Origin of the sequence: Caulobacter sp. CCG-8, from assembly GCF_037402475.1 — a bacterium.
Taxonomy (GTDB): Bacteria; Pseudomonadota; Alphaproteobacteria; order Caulobacterales; family Caulobacteraceae; genus Caulobacter.
On record NZ_JBBEUD010000014.1, the window covers coordinates 85,124 to 103,232 of the forward strand.

11 protein-coding genes are annotated in these 18,109 nt (G+C 69.3%); 6 read left to right on the plus strand and 5 right to left on the minus strand.

Annotated elements, in window-relative coordinates; translation table 11 throughout:
* The first annotated feature begins 31 nt into the window (after positions 1 to 31).
* Together WAE60_RS14985 and WAE60_RS14990 are read left to right on the plus strand one after the other, a co-directional pair.
* Positions 32 to 2,971, plus strand: a complete 2,940-nt coding sequence (locus WAE60_RS14985) for a TonB-dependent receptor (protein ID WP_337687382.1) — start codon at positions 32 to 34, stop codon at positions 2,969 to 2,971.
* A 152-nt stretch (positions 2,972 to 3,123) separates the two neighbouring features.
* Positions 3,124 to 3,798 carry a DJ-1/PfpI family protein gene (locus WAE60_RS14990; RefSeq protein ID WP_337687384.1) on the plus strand — a complete coding sequence of 225 codons (675 nt, stop codon included), beginning with the start codon at positions 3,124 to 3,126 and terminating at the stop codon, positions 3,796 to 3,798.
* Positions 3,799 to 3,817: 19 nt separating this feature from the next.
* On the opposite strand, the gene WAE60_RS14995 is transcribed toward WAE60_RS14990, so the two are convergent.
* Positions 3,818 to 5,950 carry an alpha-glucuronidase family glycosyl hydrolase gene (locus WAE60_RS14995; protein ID WP_337687387.1) on the minus strand — a complete coding sequence of 711 codons (2,133 nt, stop codon included), beginning with the start codon at positions 5,948 to 5,950 and terminating at the stop codon, positions 3,818 to 3,820.
* A gap of 208 nt (positions 5,951 to 6,158) precedes the next feature.
* On the opposite strand from WAE60_RS14995, the gene manD reads away from it, so the two are divergent.
* The 3 genes from manD (at position 6,159) to WAE60_RS15010 (ending at position 8,779) form a co-directional block, all read left to right on the plus strand.
* Positions 6,159 to 7,370: a D-mannonate dehydratase ManD gene (gene manD, locus WAE60_RS15000; RefSeq protein WP_337687388.1), complete on the plus strand. Its 1,212-nt coding sequence runs from the start codon at positions 6,159 to 6,161 to the stop codon at positions 7,368 to 7,370.
* Positions 7,371 to 7,522: 152 nt separating this feature from the next.
* Positions 7,523 to 8,275 (plus strand): FadR/GntR family transcriptional regulator, encoded by a 753-nt coding sequence (locus tag WAE60_RS15005; RefSeq protein WP_029912751.1) that lies wholly within the window; start codon positions 7,523 to 7,525, stop codon positions 8,273 to 8,275.
* Positions 8,276 to 8,299: 24 nt separating this feature from the next.
* The gene (locus WAE60_RS15010) at positions 8,300 to 8,779 is read left to right on the plus strand and encodes a surface-adhesin E family protein (RefSeq protein WP_337687389.1); all 480 of its coding nucleotides are present in this window, start codon (positions 8,300 to 8,302) and stop codon (positions 8,777 to 8,779) included.
* Positions 8,780 to 8,785: 6 nt separating this feature from the next.
* Here WAE60_RS15010 and WAE60_RS15015 read toward each other — a convergent pair whose 3' ends face one another.
* From WAE60_RS15015 to WAE60_RS15030, 4 genes are all read right to left on the minus strand, one after another.
* A complete protein-coding gene (locus tag WAE60_RS15015) occupies positions 8,786 to 10,474 on the minus strand; it encodes a SulP family inorganic anion transporter (RefSeq protein WP_337687390.1) in 1,689 nt (562 codons plus the stop codon).
* 45 nt (positions 10,475 to 10,519) lie between these two features.
* Positions 10,520 to 10,993, minus strand: coding sequence for a hypothetical protein (locus WAE60_RS15020; protein ID WP_337687392.1), 474 nt, complete (start codon positions 10,991 to 10,993; stop codon positions 10,520 to 10,522).
* Between the two features lie 56 nt (positions 10,994 to 11,049).
* A complete protein-coding gene (locus WAE60_RS15025; RefSeq protein ID WP_337687394.1) occupies positions 11,050 to 13,893 on the minus strand; it encodes a glycosyl hydrolase 115 family protein in 2,844 nt (947 codons plus the stop codon).
* A 138-nt stretch (positions 13,894 to 14,031) separates the two neighbouring features.
* A complete protein-coding gene (locus WAE60_RS15030; RefSeq protein WP_337687396.1) occupies positions 14,032 to 16,446 on the minus strand; it encodes a glycoside hydrolase family 3 N-terminal domain-containing protein in 2,415 nt (804 codons plus the stop codon).
* A gap of 191 nt (positions 16,447 to 16,637) precedes the next feature.
* On the opposite strand from WAE60_RS15030, the gene WAE60_RS15035 reads away from it, so the two are divergent.
* Entirely contained in the window at positions 16,638 to 17,915 is a 1,278-nt protein-coding gene (locus tag WAE60_RS15035) for an SGNH/GDSL hydrolase family protein (protein ID WP_337687397.1), read from the plus strand.
* Positions 17,916 to 18,109: the final 194 nt, after the last annotated feature.

Genomic DNA, 18,109 nt, shown 5'->3' on the forward strand with positions numbered 1-18,109 from the left:
CGCAGAGCACCGAGACGTCAAGGGGAGAAACATGGTCCACTCATTCCACTCGCGCGCGTTGCGTCTGGCGCTCGTCGGCGCCAGCTGCCTGACCGGCCTGGCCGCCGCGCCGGCCTTCGCTCAACAGACGGCGCCCGCCGCCACCAGCTCCGACACGGTCGAGGAAGTGGTCGTCACCGGCTTCCGCAAGAGCCTCGCCGACGCCACGAACGCCAAGCGCGAGAGCATCACCTTCCAGGACTCGGTCTTCGCCGAAGACATCGGCAAGTTCCCCGACCTCAACATCGCCGAGTCGCTGAACCGCATCCCGGGCATCCAGCTGACCCGTGAAATCAACGGCGACGGCCTGAACATCGCCGTGCGCGGCCTGGGCACCAACTTCACCAAGATCCTGCTGAACGGTTCGCAGATCGCCGTGGCCTCGTCGGGCCGCACCGACGCTCAGAACCAGAACCGCGAAGTCGACCTGAACCTGTTCCCGACGGAACTGTTCACCCGCCTGGACGTCGCCAAGACCCCGACGGCCAGCCAGGTCGAAGGCGGCGTCGCCGGCGTGGTCAACATGCGCAACGCCCGTCCGCTGGACCGGCCCGGCCGCCACTTCACCTATTCGACCCAGGCCAGCTACCAGGAGAGCGCCGGCAAGTGGAGCCCGCGCGGCGCCATCCTGGCCAGCGACTCCTGGGACACCAGCCACGGCGAATTCGGCCTGCTGCTGGGCTATGCTGGCGTCCGCACCAAGAGCCGCACCGACGGCTTCGAGACCATCGGCTGGACCAACGCCAACCTGACCTACGCCCAGTGCGGCACCACGCCCACCGGCACGGCGACCCCGACCTCGGCCGACCCGACCTGCAACAGCGCCATCGGCGGCAACGGCTTCAAGTTCGCCGACACCGTGCCGGCCAACGCCGGCAACGGCCTGATCGCCGGCACGCCGGTCACCAAGGCCTATCTGGAAGGCCTGAACCCCGGCACCACCGCCCAGCAGCTGGGCGACGGTCTGCTGCCGCGCCTGGGCCGCCAGTCCTACAGCGAAGGCAAGCGCAACCGCGACTCGTTGCTGATCTCGGGCGAATGGCGTCCGAACGACGACCTGGCCTTCTACATCGACCTGCTGGGCGGCAAGACCCACAACAACTTCAACCGCCTCGACATGGACTGGATCGTCCGCAACTCGAGCGGCATGATCCCGCTGAACGTCAAGGTCGACAGCAACAACGTCGTCACCAAGGGCACCTTCGCCAACTCCCAGTTCTTCCTGGAAGCGCGGCCCTATGACGAGAAGACCGAGTTCTACAACATCAACCCGGGCGGCTCCTGGCAGATCAATCCGTGGCTGCTGCTGGACGGCCAGTTCAACCTGAGCCGCAGCGTGTTCTTCCGCGAAGCGCCGACCATCCTGGTCAACTCGCCCAACGGCCTGACCGTCGACTTCGACAACACCGGCGGCGACATGCCGCTGATCAAGACCGCCGCCAACCTGAACGACCCGAACCTGGGTTGGACCTTCGCCGGCGGCCGTCTGAACATCCAGAACGAGAAGCGCGTCACCTCCAACAAGGGCACGCACTGGAACCTGAAGATCGGCGAAAGCAGCGAGAACTACATCAAGGTCGGCGTCGCCTACGACGACATCAGCCGCTCGATCCAGGCCCTGGACAACAGCGCCGCCTGGCAGACCTTCACCTGCGGCGGCGGTCTGGTGAACAACGCCGTTCCCACGCCGACCCCGGCCTGTAACGGCCAGGCCGGCTCGGCCATCACCCAGGCCCAGCTCGCCTCGTACCTGCGTCCGGGCCCGCTGGGCTTCATCACGGTCGACTACGACTCGTTCAAGAAGGCCAGCCAGTTCGACCGCTTCAACGACACGGCCCCGGCCGTGGCCACCGCGGCCACCGCCGCCGCGTCGGGCTTCATCGAGGAAGAGACGACCGGCGCCTACATCGAAGGCAACGCCGTCACCCAGATCCTGGAGCGCGACCTGGCCTTCAACTTCGGCGGCCGCTACGTGAGCACCGACCAGACGATCCGCGGCCCGCAGACCGTCAACGGCGTGACCACCCTCCTCGAACGCCAGACCCGCTACGACGCGTTCCTGCCGGCCTTCAACGCCGTCTACAAGGTGCGCGACAACATCAACCTGCGCATGGCCGCCTCGCGCACCATCACCCGGGCCAACCCCAGCGCCATGCTGCCGGGCACGACGTTCAGCGACCCGTCGGCCCAGTCGGCCAACCAGGGCAACCCGGCGCTCAACCCCTACACCTCGAACAACTTCGACATGGGCGGCGAGTGGTACACCGGCGGCGCCGGCTACTTCGGCGTGGCCCTGTTCCAGAAGGTGATCAACGGCTTCACCGTCCAGGGCACGAACACCATCCCGTTCAGCCAGCTGGGCGTGGCCTACGCCAACCTGACCCAGCAGCAGCAGGCGGCCATCGACCTGCGCGGCGGCCCGAACGTCGCGACGGTCACCGTCAGCCAGCAGGTCAACGCCGGCGGCACCCTGACCATCCGCGGCTACGAACTGAACTGGGTCCAGCCGCTGGACTTCCTGATCCCGGGCACCGGCTTCACGGCCAACTACACCCGCATCAACCAGAGCGCCAACGGCAGCGGCGCCCCGGCCGTGGCGGTGGGCGTGTCGCCCTACACCTACAACATCACCGGCTACTACGAAGGCCACGGGGCCACGGTCCGGCTGTCGTACAACTACAACGACGCCCAGATCAGCTCGGACCCGAACCAGAACAGCGTGCCGGTCGCCCGTCTGAAGACCGACGCCTACAAGCAGGTCGACCTGTCGGCCAGCTACCAGCTGCCCTGGAAGTACGCGCCGCAGATCACGTTCAACGCGATCAACATCACCAAGGAAAAGCAGCGTCAGACCTTCCAGTACGACAACGCCGCCTTCACCCTCTACGACCCGGGCGCGACCTATCTGATCGGTATCCGCGGCCAGTTCTAGGAACCTTAAACGCGACACCTTCCTTCCTCGCGTTTCCCCAGCGGCGTGTCTTCGGACACGCCGTTTTTTTATGTCCCGCGCCGCCGCGAGTTGACCGTTCCAGGAAGAACGCGCGAAGGTTGTCCATGTCGCAAAGACACGGGAGGGACGAAATGAAGCTGGGCATACCCGTCTACGAGGGCGTCGACCTGCTGGACGTCATGGGGCCGCTGGAGATGTTCCACTGGGCCGGCAAGGACCAGCCCCTGGAGACCGTGATCGTCTCGCTGGACGGCGGGCCGGTGACCGCCCTGAGCGGCGTCCGCTTCGAGGCCCAGGCCAGTTTCGACGAGGTCCCGGAGCTGGACATCCTGTGGACGCCCGGCGGCGATCCGGACGTGCTGGGCCGGATCATGAGCGATCCGGACTCGCCTTACCTGGCCTATCTGCGCCAGACGGCCCGGAACGCGACCTGGGTGTGCTCGGTGTGCGAGGGCGCGCTTCTGCTGGCCCAGGCGGGCCTGCTGGACGGCTACAGGGCCACCACGCACTGGGCGTTCATCGCCTGCCTGCAGAGCTTCTGCGAAATCGACGTCGACACCAGCAATCCGCGCTTCGTGGTGTCGGGCAACCGGCTGACCGGCGGCGGCATCTCGTCAGGGCTCGACGAGTCCCTGCAGCTGATCATGATGCTGTTCGGCCAGGCGGTGGCCGAGAACGTTCAGGTCACCACCCAGTACTTCCCCCAGCCGCCGGTGATGGGGACCATTCCCCCCACCCCGGCGTGCCCGGTGACCTGGTCATCGCAGCCCAGCTATTTCGAGCAGAACGAAAGCCGGCTCGTCTGAAGGCGCGCGGGATCAGGCCTCAGCCGCCACCCGGCGCGTACGGGAAGTTCAGGCCCTCGTAGTAGTCCAGCGAATGGGCCGGGGGCGCTTCGCCGGCCGGCAGGGGCAGGCCCGAGAAGGTCTGGAAATAGGCGATCGAGGCGTCGCGCCACCACTGGGCCTCGTTGCGCTGGATGGCCAGGAAGTCGGCGACCTGGGCGTGCCGTTCGGGATCGACATAGGGCGAGAGGGTCGCCCAGGTCTTGCCCATGCCGTCCACCGTGGCCACGCCGTGCGAGTAGTGGGTGACCAGGCCGTCCCACAGGGTCTGGCCCGACTTGAGCTTGTAGGTCCACGGCAGGTGGTGGAACCACAGCAGGTCCTTCTCGTCGATCGCCTTCAGGTCCGAGAAGCGCTTGGCGACGACGGGCGCGTACTGGGCCGTGGCGTTGCTGCCCGTGGCGGTGCGGTCGAAGCCGATCCCGTCCTTGCCGGCCTTGGCGTAGTAGACGCTGGTCCAGTCGGCGCGCGGGCCGCCCGTCACCCAGGGGCCGGGGCCGTAGTGGTGGCTGCGGCCCATCTGGTGATGCAGGCCCAGCGGGGTCATGTAGTCCACGGCCGCCTCGCGCGAGCCCATCATCATCGCCACGGTCGGAGCGACGAAGCGCGGGTCGGTCGAGAAGGTCATCTTCGCCCAGTCGGCGGCGATGTCCTGCGTCGAGGCCTCCGGATTCCAGGCCAGGCGGCCGAAGACGTACCAGTTGGCCTGGTCGAACTGCGAGCCCGTCCAGTTGCGGTCGCGACCGATGTTGGAGACCCCGGCCATCAGGGTCAGGGGGCGGCTGTCCAGCGTCCCGTCGACCACCCTGGCCACGGTCGAACCCTTGCCCTCGGCATAGGTGTCCGACTTCAGGGTCTCTTCGAACAGCGGGCCCAGATAGACCAGGTGGGTGGCGAAGCCGAGGTATTCCTTGGTGATCTGGAACTCCATGCCCAGGTTGGTCTTGGGCATGGCGCCGAACAGCGGGTGGAACGGCTCGCGCGGCTGGAAGTCGATCGCCCCGTTCTTCACCTGGACGATCACGTTGTCGCGGAACTGGCCGTCGAACGGCTTGAACTCGCTGTAGCCCTGCTTGGCGCGGTCATCGGGCTGCTCGTGCGAATAGACGAAGGCCCGCCACATCACGATCCCGCCGTGCGGCCCAACGGCGTCGGCCAGCATGTTGGCCCCGTCGACGTGGGTGCGGCCGTAGTCCTGCGGACCGGGCTGACCTTCGGAATTGGCCTTCACCAGGAAACCGCCGAAGTCGGGGATGACCTTGTAGATCGCGTCGGCCTTGGCCTTCCAGAAGGCGCGCACGGCCGGATCCAGCGGGTCGGCGGTCTTCAGGCCGCCGATCTCGATCGGGGCCGAGAACCGGGCCGACAGATAGACCTTGATGCCGTACGGCCGGAACACGTCGGCCAGGGCCGCGGCCTTGGCGATATACGGCGCGGTCAGGCTGTCAGCCTTGGCGTTGACGTTGTTCAGCACCGTGCCGTTGATCCCGATCGAGGCGTTGGCGCGGGCGTAGTCGACGTAGCGCGGATCCTTGTAGTCGGGCAGCTTCCACCAGTCCCACAGCGAGGCGCCGGCGTAGCCGCGCTCCACATGGCCGTCCAGGTTGTCCCAGTGGTTCAGCAGGCGATGATTGACCTTGGGGGCCGACAGGACGTCCAGCGTGTCGACGCCCTGGCCCGTCTGGACTAGGCGCAGATAGGCGAAGACGCCGTACAGCACACCGACGTCGCTGTTGGCGGCGATCACGGTGGTCTTCCCGACCGTACGGATCAGGTAGCCCTCGTCGCCCGCGCCCTTCAGCGGCAGGTTCAGGGCCGCCACGGCGGGCGAGCCGGCGGGGGTGCCGATCAGGATCGAGGGCGCGTCCGAGGCAGGGGCGCCGCCCACCAGGCCGTCCAGCCCGCGCTGCAGCTCGGCGCGCGCGACCTTCAGAGTGGGCGTGTCGGCGCTGGGCGCGATCAGGCGGGCCGCGGGCCGCTGGGCCGCCGGCAGTGGCCGGTAGCGCAGCCACAGGTCATAGCCGTCCTCGGCGCGGGCCGCCGACGCCGCCAGCGACGCCGAAAGCAGGCCGGCCGCCAGGCAGAGCCCCCGTACGAAAGACACAAGACGCATGTTTTCTCCCTGACGACAGCATGCCGTGCGACGCGAGGGGGCGCGACGGTCTTGATCTTGTGATACCGCTACCTTTAGCAAAGGTCGAGACACCATGAAGCCAGTGGTCAGACCAATAGGTTGACAACTGCCCCGTCTGATTTAGACCGATACCGCTACCATCCGACTTTTGCCAATTGCGTCAACGTCGGGTCAACGAAAGCGTCCCATGCCGAAGATCACCGCCGCTCGCGTCATCGTCACCTGTCCGGGGCGCAATTTCGTCACCCTGAAGATCGAGACCAGCGACGGCGTGCACGGCGTCGGCGACGCCACGCTGAACGGCCGCGAACTGGCCGTGGCCAGCTATCTGGCCGATCACGTGATTCCCTGCCTGATCGGGCGCGACGCCCATCAGATCGAGGACATCTGGCAGTACCTCTACAAGGGCGCCTACTGGCGTCGCGGCCCGGTGACCATGGCCGCCATCGCGGCGGTCGACATGGCCCTGTGGGACATCAAGGCCAAGATCGCCGGCCTGCCCCTGTACCAGCTGCTAGGCGGCGCCTGCCGCACCGGCGTGATGGTCTACGGCCACGCCAACGGCGCGACGGTCGAGGAGACCCTCGAGAACGCCCAGGCCTACGCCGAGAAGGGCTACAAGGCCATCCGCCTGCAGTCCGGCGTGCCGGGCCTGAAGGGCGTCTACGGCGTCTCCAAGGACAAGTTCTTCTACGAGCCGGCCGACGGCGACCTGCCGACCGAAAGCCTGTGGTCGACCGAGAAGTACCTGCGCAGCGCCCCCGCCCTGTTCGAGGCGGCCCGCGACAAGCTGGGCTGGGACCTGCACCTGCTGCACGACGTCCATCACCGCCTCACGCCCATCGAGGCCGGGCGCCTGGGCAAGGACCTGGAGCCCTACCGGCCGTTCTGGATGGAGGACGCCGTCCCCGCCGAGAACCAGGCCAGCTTCCGCCTGATCCGCCAGCACACCACCACCCCGCTGGCCGTGGGCGAGATCTTCAACTCGATCTGGGACTGCAAGCAGCTGATCGAGGAACAGCTGATCGACTACATCCGCGCCACGGTGGTCCATGCGGGGGGCATCACCCACCTGCGCAAGATCGCCAGCTTCGCCGACCTGCACCACGTGCGCACCGGCTGCCACGGCGCCACCGACCTGTCGCCGGTGTGCATGGCCGCGGCCCTGCACTTCGACCTGTCGATCCCCAATTTCGGCATCCAGGAATACATGCGCCACACCGAGGCGACCGACGCGGTGTTCCCGCACGCCTACAGCTTCGCCGACGGCATGCTGCATCCGGGCGAGGCGATCGGCCTGGGCGTGGACATCGACGAGGCCGAAGCGGCCAAGCACCCCTACAAGCGCGCCTACCTGCCCATCGCCCGTCGCGAGGACGGCTCCATGCACGACTGGTGAGGTTGTCCCGACATCGTTTTTCGCCAAGGCCTTAGGACGAAAGTCGGACTTTGGGGACCGGTGTCAAAAATAGCCCGCGCGGGTCAGGTCGGTTATGCTATCGCGAGTCTGAGGGGCCCTCGGGTCCGCCGCCAAGAAACTGACGAAGACACATGGCCGAGAACGTCAAGCTCTACCGCCGCATCGCCGACTCGATCGCCGAGGCCATCGAGGGCGGCCAGTACAAGCTTGGCGACCGCCTGCCCACGGAACGCGAGCTGGCCGAGCAGTTCGGCGTCAGCCGCCCCACCCTGCGCGAAGCCATGATCGCCCTGGAAATGCTGGGCATGATCGAGGCCCGCCACGGTCTGGGCATCTATGTCACCGGCGACGTGCGCCCGGTCACCCCGGCCAGCGCCGAGCCGGCCTTCGAGATCGGGGCGTTCGAGCTGATCGAGGCCCGCCGCCTGTTCGAGGGCGAGGCCGCCGCCCTGGCCGCCACCGCCATCACCGACGACCAGATCCAGGAACTCGAGGCGCTGATGGAGCGCATGGCCCGCGAGGAGGAGATCCTCGGCGAGGACGCCGACCGCGAGTTCCACATGGTCATCGCCCGCGCCTCCGGGAACGGCGCGATCATCGCCACGATCGAGAACCTGTGGGACTGGCGTAACCGCTCGCCCCTGGCCCGCAACATCCTGACCCGCGCCCGCGGCATGGGGCTGGAGCCGCGCATCGTCGAGCACCGCCGGGTGTTCGAGGCCCTGAAGGCCCGCGATCCGGCCGCCGCCCGCCAGGCCATGCGCGACCACCTGGAACGCGTCATCGACCACCTGCTGCACGCCACCGAGACGGAAGCCGTCGAACGGGCCAAGCAGGAGACCGGCGCCCGGCGCAGCGCCATCGCCAAGCGCGTCGCCATCTGACAGCGCTATCCCCGGGAGGCGGTCATGCTCGGTCTGATCCTGATGCTGCAGACGGCTCCCCTCCAGGAGGCCCCCACGGCCGTCGCCCCGGTGACCGTCTCGCCCGAGAAGCAGGCGACCCGTCCCATCCCGCTGTGGGCCGACAAGGTCCAGCCGCGCGACTGGCCGTTCATCGGCGGCGTCCAGGACCGCTCGATCCTGGTCTTCGCCAAGACCGCCGCCAATCCGCCGGGCTCGCCCTACCAGGAGGTCTGGATCCGCCACGAGTACCAGGCCGTCCAGACCGACGCCGCCGACGGCGTCGCCCTGGCGCCCTACCGCTCGGAAAAGCTGGTCGAGGAGGTCGACTGCTCCAGGCAGAAGTTCCGCCGACTGAAGGCCTATCGCCACGCCGACAACAACCTGGAGGGCCCAGCCCAGGCCCTGGGCTTCACCGAGGCCGCCTGGACCGCCCCCGAGCCCGACACCTTCGACGCCACCATCGTCCGGGACGCCTGCCTCTAGGCGCCTTCAGGCGACCCGATGGCCCAGGGCGGCGGTCACCCCGTCGGTCAGGCGATCATAGAACGCCCCCTCGCCCACGGCGTCGACGATCCCGGCGCGCTGCAGCCGGTCCTTGATCGGGTCGCGCACGCGGGCGAAGGCGACCAAGACGCCGTCGTCCTTCAGGCCACGGATCACGCGTAGGAGGACGTCGCACGCGCTGGTGTCGACCAGGCTGATCGCGCTGGCGTCGATCAGCACGTGTCCTATCGGCGGCGACGCCTTGGCCACGGCCGCCTTCAGCTCGCGCTCGAAATGGCCGGCGCTGGCGAAGAACAGGTCCCCGCCCGGATTGAAGATCAGCAGCCCCGGGAAGGTCCGGGCGTCGGGGTGCAGGCGGATGTCGCGATAGGCCTGCTCCTTGGGCAGCTTGCCCAGCACCGCGCTCTTCGGATGGCTGGCCTTGTAGATCAGCATCAGGAGCGAGAGCAGCACGCCAAGAGCGATCCCCTGCATCACGCCCAGGACCAGCTCGCCGGCGATCACCACGACCATCATGGCGAATTCCCCGGGCGCCTCGACCGCCAGCCGGCGCAGGTAGGCGGGCTTGGACAAGTGGAGCATGGCGGCGATGACGATCGCGGCCAGGGTCGGGTGCGGCAGTCCGTGGAACAGGGGCGTCAGGAAGATCAGGGTCAGGAAGCACAGCAGGGCCGCGACCAGGTTGGCGACCTGGGTCCGGGCGCCGGCGCCGATGGCGACCGAGGTCTTGGACAGGCTGCCGACCGCCAGGAAGCCGCCGAGGACGCCGCTCAGGAGGTTGGCGAAGCCGTGGGCGATCAGCTCCTGGTTCGGATCGACGTCGTCGCCGTCCGCGTCGGCCCGGGCGGCGCCCAGCGCCTCGGCGTAGCCCACCAGCACGATGGACAGCGCCCCGGGGGTCAGGGCCAACAGCAGGTCCGGCGACACGCGCGGCGGGGTCAGGTGCGGCAGGCCCGACGGCAGCGGCCCGACCACGCTGACCCCCGCCGCCGTCGCCCCCAGCAGCGCCACCAGCGCCGCGCCGGCCACGGCGACGATCAGGGCGGCGGGCAGCCGGGGCGAAAGGCGGCGCAGCGCCAGCATCGCCGCCAGGCTCAGGAGGCCGGTCAGGGCCGCCGCGGGCGCGACTTGGTCCAGGCTCCGCGCGATGAACCGCAGCTTCTCGAAGACGTCGCCCTGGACGCCGTGCAGGCCCAGCAGCGGCGCGACCTGGCCGAGGATGGTGACGCAGATCAGCCCCTCGATGAAACCGCGCATCACCGGCGTGGCGATGAAGGCGGCGATCCATCCCTGCCGCAGGAGGCCGAACAGCAGGAAGAACACGCCGATCAGCACGGCCAGCGTGCCGGTCAGGGCCCCGAAGTCCGCCGAGCCCCGCGCCGCCAGCGCCCCCACGGTCAGGGCCGAGATCACGCCGGTGGCGGTGTCGGGCCCCACCACCAGCGTGCGCGAGGTCCCGAACAGGGCGTAGGCGATCAGGGGCGGGGCCAGGGTGTAGAGACCCATGATCGCCGGCACGCCGACGATCCCGGCATAGGCCATGCCCTCGGGGACCATGACGGCCCATAGCGCCAGCCCCGCCAGGATGTCCGTGGAGAGCCAGCTGCGGCGATAGGCCGGAAGCCAGCGCCCGATCGGGACGAACCGCGTCCAGGATCCGGCGACGTCGAACATGCCCAGCTCCTCCTCGCCGCCGGCGGCGCCTGGGGACCTGGAGCCCTACAGCCCCTGCCCCTTCAGCACGTCCGGATCGATCGCCAGACCGTAGAGGTAGCGATGCCGCGAGGTCGAGCCGCGCTTCAGCTGCTTCAGTTGGGCGTCCTGCACGTCGGTCAGCTTGAACGGCCGGTAGCCCCGGCCCCGCAGGCAGGTCTCCAGCGCCGGTTCCAGCTGGTCGGCGACGTTGTTGAAGGTGCGGTACTGGCTGCGCTTGGCGCTCTCGATCACCTCGAAGATGTCCTGGCCGTCCATCGCGAACACCTGATCGACCGTGGGCACGGAGACCGGCGTGGCGCTGCCCGCCAGCCAGGCGCATTCGACGGCGTCGGTGCGGTACTGCAGGAACGAGATCCCGGGCTTGCCCCAGCTCCGCCCGCCCGGCGCGGGCTGGGCCTGGACGGCCCCGGCCAGCAGGCCCCCAGCACCTGTAACGGCGAGGGCCAGGATCGCGAGCCTCAACGGGAAAGGACGCATCTTCAGCCTCCTCGTCTCGCCCCGACTATCGCAGGGCCCGGGATCGAAACAAAGCCCTAGCGCCGCACGCCTTCCACCGGTCCCAGATAGCTCGCCGGCAGCTCGCCGCGCGAGATCACCAGCCGCTCGAACACCACGCCGGGATCGACGCGCCACAGCCGGATGCGGTGGGCGCCGGCCTTGGCCGCGGTCAGCCGGATCGTCTGGACGCGGGTGTTGTCGGCCACGGCCTTCTCCCAGCTCTTCTGGCCCTCGCCCGTGCGGGTCTCGCCCTCGTGCAGGTTGGCGATCACCGGCGGGGCGTCGTCCAGCGAAACAGCGTAGCGCAGACCGCTTCCGCCCCGGAAGTCGAGGCTGGGGGCGGTGAAGACCCGCAGGTCGAAGTCGCCCGCCTGCTCCAGGTCGACGGCGTAGTCGAGGAAAGCCCCCTGCCCCGGCGCGCTGGACGGCGCGGTCGAGGGCGAACTGGTCACGCCCGAAAGGGTCCGGCCCAGGCCCGGGATGGTCGTCCAGGAGACGCCGCCCGCGCTTGCAGCCGCCGCATGGTGCTCGGCCTCGATGGCCAGCGGTCCGCCGGCCTCGACGAAGGCGCCCTTGGCGGTCTTGCGCGGCGCGCCGTCGACCACCGCCGTGACCGTCACCGTCTTGCCGTCGGCGCCGGTCAGGACGATCGGGACCCGGCGCGCCGAGGCCGGGGCGGCCTTCCAGTCGACCGAAACCTCCAGCCGCGTGTCGCCATTGGCGGCGGCCGGGCCGGACGCGACCTTCAGCCAGGGCTCGCCGGCCTTGGCGCTGAAGGCCAGGGGCGCGGCGCCCCGGTTGAACACGTCGATCCAGCGGCCGGCGGCGCCGTCGCGGGCCAGGGGCGGCAGGTCGGCGGCGTCGGCCACCACTTCGGCCCGGCCCTCGACCGCCACGCCCCAGCCGGGCGCGGCTTTCACCGGCGTCGTCGCGGGGATGACATTGCTCGGCGGCTGCTGCCAGTAGGTGTAGCCGATGTGGGTCTGGCTCATCATCTTGCGCCACTTGCCGCCGGCCAGGTCCTCGTCCCACTGGCGCACCAGCTCGGCGTCGCGGGCGAACAGGGCCTGGACCTTGCCCGCCTCGGCGTTGGCCGCCATCCGCCCCTGCTTGGCGTACAGCGCATTGCGGCCGGCGGCGATGTAGAGCCGGGTGTGGTTGGCGCTGGCCTGGATCGGGAACCAGACCAGCTGGAAGAAGGCGTCGTCCTGGTCCTTCGGCAACACGCGGCGCAGGGCGTCGGCGCGGCGCTCCAGGTCGGCCCACTCGGCCTCGACCCGCTCGGCCTCGCGGAAATTGACCAGGCTGAAGGTCGAGCCGTCGATCAGCTCGGGCTTACGGCGGGCGTTCAGGCGCGTGTAGCCGTCCAGCAGGGCGGCGATCTCGTCGGCGTGGTCGGGGCCGAACTGGGCGGCGGCCCAGTCGCGGGTGAAGCCGGCCATCTTGCCCACCGTCATGGCGTCCGGGTCCCAGGCCATGTCGAGGAAGAACTCGGTCGGCAGCTCCATGGGCTTGAGATCGCCCACATTGACGATCCACAGCCGGTCGGCGCCGTAGTCGCGGGCCAGCTTCATCTGCTCCCAGGTGCGCGAGACCTGGTTGGTGTTGAGCCACTTGTAGTTCCGCGGCCCGCCCACATAGTCGAAGTGGTAGTAGACGCCGTAGCCGCCCGGCCGGGTCTTGCCCGGTTCCGGCAGCCGCCGGATGTCGCCCCAGTTGTCGTCCGAGAACAGCAGGGTCACGTCGTCGGGCACGCGCATGCCGGCGTCGTAATAGTCCTGCACCTCCTTGTAGAGCGCCCAGACCTGCGGGCTGCTTTCCGGCGGTTTTCCCGTCACTTCGCCGATGATCTTGCGCTGGTCGGCGACGATGGTCTCCAGGAGCTTGGTCGCCGTGCCCTGGGTCATCGGCTCGTCGCCGTCGCCGCGCATGCCCACGGTCAGGACGCTCTCGTTCGCCCCCATCCGCTTGACGCCCTCGCGCCAGAAGTCGCGCAGCTTGTCGGGGTTCTTGCCGTAGTCCCACGGGCCCTGGCCGTAGCGCTCCCACTCGACGTGGGCGCGGCCCAGCGGCTCGTGGTGCGAGGTGCCCAGCACCACGCCGTATTCGTCGGCCAGGGGCGCGCTCAGCGGGTCGTCGTCATAGATCGACTTGCCCCACATGGCCGGCCACAGGAAGTTGCCCTTCAGGCGCAGGGTCAGCTCGAAGACCTTGGCGTAGAACTCGTGGTTCACCCCGCCGAACCGCTGCTGGGCCCAGCCCGACAGCGCCGGGTCCTCGTCGTTGAGGAAGATGCCGCGATACTTGACCCCCGGCTTCTGCACACGCCGGCCCGCGGCGACATAGGCCTGGTCCTTCACCGGGATCGGCGCGTCGGCCCACCAGCTCCAGGGCGAGACGCCGGCCCGCTCGATCAGGTCATAAGCGCCGAAGATCGTGCCGCGCTTGTCGGCGCCGGCGATGACCAGGGCCCGGGCCACGCCCGGACGCGGGTTCTCGACCACCTGCTGGACGAAGGCCTCCCACTGGCCCTTGACCCCGGTGACGTCGAGCTTGCCGGAAGCGATCAGGGCGTCGATGGCGGCGCTCTTGCCGATCGTGCCGATGATCACCACCGGCGCGTCCTGCGCCGGCCGGGCGTCGGCCGACAGCTTGGAGAGGTCGCCGCGGACGTCGTTGACCGCGCGCAGCACGCCCGGCCAGTCGGTGACGTCGGTCTCGATCCGCGCCGAGCGCCCGGCGGCGATCAGCGGGAAGGCGCCGGCCGCCGGGGTGGCGGAAACCGCCGCCGGCTCGCCGGCCCGGGCCGGCGCTGCGACGGCCACGCCCACGGCGAGGGCCGCCGCCAGGGCCAGGGCGGACACGGCGGTGCGGATCATGGGTCTACTCCCAAAACTTCACTTCGCGCGCCCCCTCCGGCCCTTCGGGCCACCTCCCCCCCCGAGGGGGAGGATCTGCGCCGAACAGATACCCCCTCGGGGGGAGCTGTCGCGGAGCGACTGAGGGGGTCCCGCGCCCTAGGCGACCGTCAGCGTCGCCGGCTTCAGCTGGGCCGAGTTCGGGCCCGACAGCAGGGTGAACTTGCCCGGCTCGACCACGCGCTTCATGTCCAGGTTCCACAGCGACAGGTCCAGCGGCGAGACCTCGAAGGTCACCGTCTGCTTGGCGCCGGGGGCCAGGGTCACGCGCTTGAAGTGCTTCAGCTCCAGCAGCGGACGGGTCACCGAGGCGGCCTCGTCGTGGATGTAGAGCTGGACCACCTCGTCGCCGGCGACCTTGCCGGTGTTGGTCACGTCGATCTCGACCTTGACGCTCTCGTTGGTCCCGATCTGGTCCTTGGCCGGACGCGGGGCCGAGATGTCAAACGTCGTGTACGACAGGCCGAAACCGAACGGATAGAGCGGTGTCGTCTCGTCGAACAGGTAGCCGCGGCGGGCCGTGGGCTTGCGGTTGTAGTAGATCGGCAGCTGGCCCACGTCGCGGGCGATGCTGACCGGCAGCTTGCCGCCGGGATTGGCGCGGCCGAACAGGATGTCGGCGGCGGCGTTGCCGGTCTCCTGGCCCAGGTACCAGCCCTCGACCAGGGCGTCGGCCCGCTCGGCCAGCAGGTTCACCGACAGCGGACGGCCGTTCAGCAGGAACACCACGGTGGGCTTGCCCAGGTCGAAGATCGCCTTGGCCAGGTCGTTCTGCTGGCCAATCAGGTCCAGGCTATCGCGGTCGCCCAGGTGGTTGTCGGCCCAGGCCTCGCGGCTGGTCTGCTCGTTGTCGCCCAGCACCATGACGACGATGTCGGCCTTCTTGGCCACCTCGACGGCCTCGGCGATCAGCTTGGCGTTGACGGCCGGGTCGACCAGCTTGACTTCGTCCTGGGCCCAGACGCGGCTCTCGGTGATCCGCACCGCCTCGGCGTAGTCCAGGGCGAAGCCGCTCTTCTTGGCCTCGGCCTGCAGACCGTCCAGGATCGACACCACGTGGCGCGGGATGTCGCTGTAGCCGCCGATCGGGGTGTCCTTGGCGTGGGTGCCCAACAGGGCCATGCGCTTGAACTTGGAGGGGTCCAGCGGCAGCAGGCCCTTGTCGTTCTTCAGCAGCACGACGGCCTTGCGGGCGGCCTCGCGGGCCAGGGCGATCGCGTCGGGCGCGGCGGTCTTGGCGTCGGCCGTCTTCTCGTCGGCGTAGGGGTTCTCGAACAGGCCGCCTTCGAACTTCATGGCCAGGACGCGCTCGACGGCCTGGTCGACGGCGGCCTGGGGGATGCGGCCCGACTTCACCAGCTCGGGCAGCAGGGCGTAGGCCTCGCCGTCCGGCAGCTCGACGTCGACGCCGGCGTTCATGGCCATCACGGCCGTGTCCGCCAGATTGTCGGTCATCTTGTGGCGGGCCATCAGTTCCTTGATGGCGAAGTAGTCGCTCTGGACCGAGCCCTTGTAGCCCCACTCCTCACGCAGGATGTGGGTCAGCAGCCAGCGGTTGGCGTGCGAGGGCACGCCGTCGATCTCGTTGTACGACGGCATGACCGAGCGGACCGGCAGCTCCTTCACCGCCCGTTCGAACGGCGGGAAGAAGTTCTCGCGCAGGGTGCGCTCGGCGATCTGGGCGGGGCCGACATTGGTGCCGTTCTCGGGCTGGCCGTGGCCGGTCATGTGCTTGAGGGTGACGAACACCTTGTCGGGGGCCAGCGGCAGGGTCTTGCCCTGGAAGCCGCGGATCGCCGCCAGGCCGATCTCGGCGCACAGGTGCGGGTCCTCGCCGTAGGTCTCCTCGATGCGGCCCCAGCGCGGATCGCGGGCCACGTCGACCACCGGGGCCAGGGCGATGTTCGAGCCGCGTGCGCGCATCTCGCGGGCGGCGACGGCGAAGACCTTCTCGGTCATCTCGGTGTCGAAGGTCGAGGCCAGGGCGATGGCCTGCGGGAAGCTGGTGGCGTCGCGCGCCACATAGCCGTGCAGGGCCTCGTCGTGCATCAGCAGCGGGACGCCCAGGCGGGTCTTCTCCATCGCCCACTTCTGGGCGGCGTTGATGTAGCGGGCGGTTTCCTTGGCGTTGCGGTTGACCGAGCCGTCGTCGGCGCCGGCGGCGGCGTCGACCACCGTGGCGGGCTTGAGGCCCTTGCGGTCGGTCGGGCGCGAGATCTGGCCCAGGCCGTTGGGGAAATTCTTGCTGGCCGCCTCCGGCGAGAACTCGCCGGCGTCGGTCTGGATCTTGTTCTTGGTCAGCCAGATCCCGACCAGTTGGGCGGCCTTCTCCTCCAGGGTCATGCGCGAGAGCAGGTCGCGGACGCGCAGCTCCACCGACTGGGTCGGGTCCTTGTAGAGGGGCTTGTCGCCCTTCCCGCCCTTGGGCGCGGCGGCGCGGGCGAGGGTCGAGGTGGCGGCGGCCAGGGCGGCCAGGCTGACGCCGAGCGTGCGGCGGGTGACGGTCTGGCTCATGATCTCTTTCGTTTCCCCACGATGGAACGGACCGTCGAACGGACGGTGGCGGCGTTGCTCGCCGACGTTGGTCCACAGTATGGAAGGAGAGGTCTGACCACTCAAGTTTTTTATGGTACCGGTCTCATTCCATCCCCCAGAGTCGGGGGCGAGCAGACAAAGACCCTTCGTCGGACGGGCTTGGAGGAAGCATGGATATCGGTAAACGCGCCCTGGTCGGGCTGGCGATCGCGCTTTCGATCGGCGCCGGCCCTATCTCGATCGCGCCCACGGTCGCTTGGGCCGCGCCCGCCAAGCCGGCGCAGAGCGAGCGCTGGGTCGCCTCGTGGGCCACGGCCCAGATGATTCCCGCCGCCAAGGACGCCCTGCCCGCCGCCGACGTCGCCGACGGCACGCTGCGCCAGACGCTGCGGCTCAGCACCGGCGGCGGCAAGATTCGCATCAAGCTGTCCAACGCCTTCGGGACCGAGCCGCTGAAGCTGGCCGGCGTCCACGTGGCCCTGGCCGCCGCCCCCGGCTCGGCCCGCATCGACCCGGCCAGCGACCGCGCCCTGACCTTCTCCGTCCGCCCGGAGACGACGATCCCGGCCGGGGCCGAATACCTGTCCGACCCCATCGACTTCCCGGCCGCGCCCCTGGCCAACCTGGCGATCACGATCCGCTTCGACGGCGCGCCGCCCGCCCAGCAGACCAGCCACCCCGGCTCGCGCACCACCTCGTGGTTCGCCTCCGGCGACCAGCTGACCGCCGCCGAGCTGACGAACGCCAAGTCGCTGGACCGCTGGTTCGTGATCGCGGCCGTTGATGTCCAGCGCCCGGCGGGCGCCAGCCTGGTGACCTTCGGCGACTCGATCACCGACGGCTACGGCGTCACCACCAACGGCAACAACCGCTGGCCCGACATCCTGGCCGCCCGCCTGCAGGCCGACCCGCGCACGAAAGGCGTGGGCGTGCTGAACGCCGGCATCGGCGGCAACCGCCTGCTGCTGGACGGTCTGGGCCCCAACGCCCTGGCCCGCTTCGACCGCGACGTGATCAACCAGGCCGGGGTGAAGTACGTGATCCTGCTGGAGGGCGTGAACGACCTGGGCACCCTGACCCGCGACCAGCCCGCCACGCCCGAGGCCCACGCCGCCCTGGTGGCCCGGATGATCGCCTCGTACGACCAGATGATCCGCCGGGCCCGCGAGCGGGGCATCAAGGTCTACGGCGCCACCGTCATGCCGTTCGGCGGCTCGGGCTACTACCACCCCGACGCGGCCAACGAGCAGGACCGCCAGGCGATCAACGCCTGGATCCGCACGCCCGGCCGCTTCGACGCGGTGATCGACTTCGACAAGCTGACGGCCGACCCGGCCAACCCCAGCAAGCTGTCGCCGGCCTTCGACTCCGGCGACGGCCTGCACCCCTCGCTGGCCGGCTACAAGGCCATGGCCGACGCGGTGCCGCTGGCGCTGTTCGCGCACTGAATTCGTTCCCAGGGCGCAGAAGCTTCGAATTTCAGTTGTCATCCCGGAAAGCGCGCAGCGCTTGTCCGGGACCCAGGTGAACCGCAAAGCGCTGGCCCAGTCCCCTGGGTCCCGGACAGCCCCTGCGGGGCTTCCGGGATGACAACTGTTTTGTCGTTGATTTTGCTAAGGTATTCTGTCGCCAAGATTGCGCC